Origin of the sequence: Streptomyces sp. NPDC005728 (assembly GCF_040630895.1) — a bacterium.
Classification (GTDB): domain Bacteria; phylum Actinomycetota; class Actinomycetes; order Streptomycetales; family Streptomycetaceae; genus Streptomyces.
On sequence record NZ_JBEXYL010000241.1, the window covers coordinates 1 to 3,434 of the forward strand.

At 67.4% G+C, this 3,434-nt stretch carries 4 protein-coding genes and 2 pseudogenes; 3 read left to right on the forward strand and 3 right to left on the reverse strand.

Annotated features, from left to right (window positions below; genetic code table 11):
• Nucleotides 1-370, forward strand: a pseudogene (locus ABZ471_RS48050) (transposase); the annotation flags it as partial.
• Here the strand turns inward: ABZ471_RS48050 and ABZ471_RS48055 are convergent.
• A complete protein-coding gene (locus ABZ471_RS48055) occupies nt 363-671 on the reverse strand; it encodes a hypothetical protein (RefSeq protein ID WP_359075476.1) in 309 nt (102 codons plus the stop codon). The pseudogene ABZ471_RS48050 and the gene ABZ471_RS48055 sit on opposite strands and share 8 nt — an antisense overlap.
• Nucleotides 672-1,135: 464 nt before the next feature.
• Nucleotides 1,136-1,360, reverse strand: coding sequence for a hypothetical protein (locus ABZ471_RS48060; protein ID WP_359075473.1), 225 nt, complete (start codon nt 1,358-1,360; stop codon nt 1,136-1,138).
• A 95-nt stretch (nt 1,361-1,455) separates the two neighbouring features.
• Between ABZ471_RS48060 and ABZ471_RS48065 the strand changes: the two genes are divergently transcribed.
• Together ABZ471_RS48065 and ABZ471_RS48070 are read left to right on the forward strand one after the other, a co-directional pair.
• Nucleotides 1,456-1,899 carry a single-stranded DNA-binding protein gene (locus ABZ471_RS48065; RefSeq protein ID WP_359075474.1) on the forward strand — a complete coding sequence of 148 codons (444 nt, stop codon included), beginning with the start codon at nt 1,456-1,458 and terminating at the stop codon, nt 1,897-1,899.
• Nucleotides 1,900-1,952: 53 nt separating this feature from the next.
• A complete protein-coding gene (locus ABZ471_RS48070) occupies nt 1,953-3,044 on the forward strand; it encodes an SEC-C domain-containing protein (protein ID WP_359075475.1) in 1,092 nt (363 codons plus the stop codon).
• A 147-nt stretch (nt 3,045-3,191) separates the two neighbouring features.
• Here ABZ471_RS48070 and ABZ471_RS48075 read toward each other — a convergent pair.
• Nucleotides 3,192-3,434, reverse strand: a pseudogene (locus ABZ471_RS48075) (hypothetical protein); the annotation flags it as partial.

Below are 3,434 nucleotides of genomic sequence, written 5' to 3' on the forward strand. Positions count from 1 at the left end.
CTACTTCACTCTGTGGCGCCAGGACGGCCTTGACCGGCGGATCCAGGAGATCCTGCGCTGCCAGGTGCGGGAGCGGTCCAGACGATTAGAGGACCCGTCCCTGGTGATCATCGACACCCAGTCCGTCCGCGTGGCGGCCGGGGTGTCGAAGGAGACGACGGGACTGGACGCGAACAAGAAGACACCCGGCAGGAAGCGGGGACTCGCCGTCGACGTGCTGGGCCTGATCATCGGTGTGGTGGTCCTCGCCGCGAGTGCGCACGACAACGAGGCCGGCATCGCCCTGCTGGACCAGGCGGCCGAACGATGCGGAATGCGCCTGGAAAAGGTCCTGGTCGACCAGGGTTTCAAAGACGCCGTGATCATCCACAGTCCTTCGGGGCGTGGAAGTCGCAGGGTGCGCAGGCCATGCGGTGCGGGCATTCTTCGAAGAAGGTGTAGGTGCAGTAGCCGTGGCCGAGGTCGTAGTGCTGCCAGGGTTCGCCGACCGCGGCGGCGCCGGAGGTGACCGCGTCGCGGTCGACGAGGACCTCGATAGTGCGGACGTTGCGGGAGAAGTACCCGGCATCGTCGTAGGCCCGGGTCAGCGTCGTGGGGCTGATCTTCGCGTAGAACTGCGTGGACTGCGGTGAGCGATGTCCAAGCCAAGTCTGCAGCTCGAACAGGGTCATCGGCTCCTTGGCGTTGTAGAGCTGGCGGGCGATGCCCGGAGTCGATCGAGATCACGTTCGCACCCCGCCGGTGCGGTCGCGAGGTCAACTCCCGTACGTAGACGGCGATATGGGCACGGCTCGCGGTGACCGGGTCGACGTCCTCGCGCTCGCACATCAGCAGGTACTCGGCCAGTCCCCGGCCGTAGGCATCGATCGTGCGCGGCACACGTCCGAGATCCGCCCAAATCGTCAGTCAGGCCACTCCCTGCTCGTGCCGGCCCAGCACCGGCCACTTCTCCGTCAGCACTATCGTGCCGCTCAAGCCATCTCCCAAGTCCGTGGCTGCACCAGGGAGACATGATCGCCCGGCAGATTCCACGTAGCTTTTAAGATGCTCAAGCACCAGATGTTCGGCCGCGCAGGATTCGATCTCCTGCGCAAATGAGTCCTGCTGGCTTCCTGAACCCGTCGGAGTCCGTTCGTTATGTGCGGCGTGAAGTACCGGTGGCGGCCAGCAGGTTCCGTATCTCGTAAACGCTCTTGCCGGTGCGCGAGGCGATCTGGGCGATGGGTTCGCCCGAGCGGTAGGCGGCCACGATCGCCGCGCTCAGTTGCCGACGGGCCGCACGGACGGACTGCTCCGCTGCGCGCAGAGCCGCAGTCGCCTCTTCCAACGTGCCCTGGCCGTCATGGCCGTCCTCTGTCATACCGACATCGTGCCAGCCAACGGGGCGGACCGAAATCGTGAGGGCCGGGCACCATCGGCAAGAGGCGGCCGGTGGCGGCGATGAGGGGTGGGAACGTGGCGGGCGAGACGCTGGTGACCGTGGTGGGCAACCTCACCGCAGACCCTGAACTGCGGCACACCGCCTCCGGCCTGCCGGTGGTCGGGTTCACGATCGCCTCTACGCCCAGGGTGTTCAACCGCGAGCAGAACGAATTCGTCGACGGCGAGCCGTTGTTCCTGCGCTGCTCGCTCTGGCGAAAGGCCGGAGAAAATGCCGCGGCCAGCCTGTCCAGGGGCATGCGCGTGATCGTCACCGGCAGGCTGCGGCAACGCACCTTTGACGACAAGGCAGGCCAGCGCCGCACCACCGTCGAGATCGACGCCGAGGACGTCGCCGTCTTTCTCACCTATGCGACAGCCCAGGTCATCAAGACCTCCCGCGCTGCCCAGAGCCCGGCGCCTGCTCCCGTATCCGCGGCGCCCCCGGCAGGTTCGGACCGCGATCCTCACCCGTTCTGAGCATCCTCCGGCATCGCTCCAACCGGCCGGCGTTCCGCCGGTAGTGTGGTCGTATGTCCCGCAAGCGCCGCCCCGCACCGCCACGACACACCCCTGCCGAGCGGACTCCCGCCACGCAGGCCAAGGAACTTGAGGCTCTGGCCCGGGAGTATCCCCAGGACCGGGAAGAGATCCTCGTCGAGGCGGCGGGCTGCTGGGGCGACGCCGGTCGGCACGACCGAGCCCTCACCCTCTATCAGCAGCTGCTGGATACCGGGTGCGAGGAACCCGATCTGATCGAGGCATACCGGATCAACACCCTGTGGGAAGCCGGACAGAGGGCCGAAGCCCGCGCCGCGGCCGCACAGCTGCGACGCCGCCACCCCACCGATGCCGGGGCCTGGAACTTCGTCGCCGAGACCTTCGAAACCGCCGGCGAACTCCACGACGCCACCGACTGGTTCACCGCGGGCCTCACCCACCTCCTCGGCCCGGCCACCCCCCTCACCCGCCGATCCGTCGAGGATGCCCCGGGCGGCTATGACATCGAGATGCTCGTCATCGGCCGCCACCGGGTCAGGCGCCGCCTCGCCCAGCCGCACGACGACCTCGACCATCTCGCCGACGAACTGCACAAGCACCGCCCGGCCCTGCTCCGCGGCCCCGGAACCCTGGACGACCTGCACAACCCAGACCACCTACGGGCCGCCGAGAGCGGTGACCCGGACGCCCTGCTCACCTCGATCGAGAAACTCACCGTCGAGGTCGCCGCCCGCCGCGCCGCCCTGTCCCGGCCCAGCATGACCTGCGCACTGTTCTGGCCCGAGCCCGAGTTCACCCGGCTCCTGGCCCAGTGGCCCACACTGGAGGACGCCTATGGCGCTGATCACCACGACCACCTTTGCCGCGTCGAGGAGATCCTGCGCCGCCTGTCCCAGGACGGCGAACCGCATCTCGGTATCGCCCAGGGCAGCGTGAACGACTTCGAGGAATTCACCCGCAACGAGGGCCTCCCGCCGCAAGACGGGGACACCCGGGCCGAGTACACCGCCGACCTCGCAGCCCGGGGCCAGGCCCAAGCGTGGCCCCCTCCCCGCAACAGCCCCTGCTGGTGCGGCTCTTCCCGCAAATACAAGAAATGCTGCGGCAACCCCGCCCTGACCTGACCAAGATCAGAAGGCATCGTTCACCAAACTCGCGACAGAGCCAGAACTGAGTGGCCGTTGACGCGCTGCCCTTCCCTCGTCGGCCGGAACAGGCGCGGCTGATCTGGTGCACCATGCGAACACGATCTGCTCGGTGGCCCGTGCAGGTCATTTGACCACTGTGGACCATTGGGGCGATTGTGCCGGATCGAGGCCCCGCAGCCGTTCCAGGGTGGCCGGCTTCTGTGCGTCGAGCCAGTCGGTCAGTTCCTTGAAGGAGACGCACTTGACGCCCTTTTTGGTGCAGACGTCCTTGACGACCTGGTCGATGGCCTTCATGTAGATTCCGCCGTTCCAGTCCTCGAAGTGGTTGCCGATGAACAGCGGAGCGCGGCTGCCGTAGTACACGCG

What these genes read in the sequence shown, in the direction of transcription:
- ABZ471_RS48055 (WP_359075476.1), bottom strand. Translation starts at nt 671, where the DNA reads ATGACCCTGTTCGAGCTGCAGACTTGGCTTGGACATCGCTCACCGCAG.
- ABZ471_RS48060 (WP_359075473.1), bottom strand. Translation starts at nt 1,360, where the DNA reads ATGACAGAGGACGGCCATGACGGCCAGGGCACGTTGGAAGAGGCGACT.
- ABZ471_RS48070 (WP_359075475.1), top strand. Translation starts at nt 1,953, where the DNA reads ATGTCCCGCAAGCGCCGCCCCGCACCGCCACGACACACCCCTGCCGAG.